This window comes from Bradyrhizobium sp. WSM4872, from assembly GCF_055811715.1.
In genome coordinates this window covers 1-547 of the sequence record NZ_JBVVPT010000031.1, presented here as the reverse complement: position 1 = coordinate 547, position 547 = coordinate 1, and the positions used below count along the sequence as shown (strand labels likewise).

At 62.2% G+C, this 547-nt stretch carries 1 protein-coding gene; it reads right to left on the bottom strand.

All coding sequences use genetic code 11. From position 1 onward, the window contains the following. Window positions 1-122 precede the first annotated feature (122 nt). Entirely contained in the window at window positions 123-398 is a 276-nt protein-coding gene (locus tag AC0L3C_RS29670; RefSeq protein WP_473264496.1) for a GIY-YIG nuclease family protein, read from the bottom strand. Window positions 399-547 lie beyond the last annotated feature (149 nt).

The window sequence follows — 547 nt, the reverse complement described above, 5'->3', positions numbered from 1 at the left end:
GGGGGCATGGCCGGGGGTTCGCAGATTCTGGTGGGCACATGGGAGGTGGCGTTACTGCCGGCCTGCTGCCCCGCTGTCGTCGCCCGGCTTGACCGGGCGACCCAGTATTCCAGAGGCCGAAGTTATGGAGGGCCTGCGATCCCCGAATAGAGATCGTTCCAATCCGGATTGTCTTTCTCGATCAGCGCGATCTTCCAGTCGCGTTTCCACTTCTTCAGTCGTTTCTCACGTTTGATCGCATTCTCCGGGTCGTCGAACTGCTCGAAGTAAACGAGCTTCACGACATCGTAGTCTTTCGTGAAGCTCTCGATCACTTTCAACTTATGCTCTGCCACCCGGCGAATGAGGTCATTCGTCACGCCGATGTAGAGTGTGCCTCCGATCTTGCTGGCGAGAATGTAGACGTACTAGCAGCGAGCGCCCATCTGCCGCCTCTGGAATACTGGATCGCCCCGGCCAGCCCGGCGCTGCCCCCGAGGGTGCGGGGCACCGACAACGCGCTGCGATCCCGCGCATGCGCAAGCCCGGGCTCCGGCGGGGCCGGCGG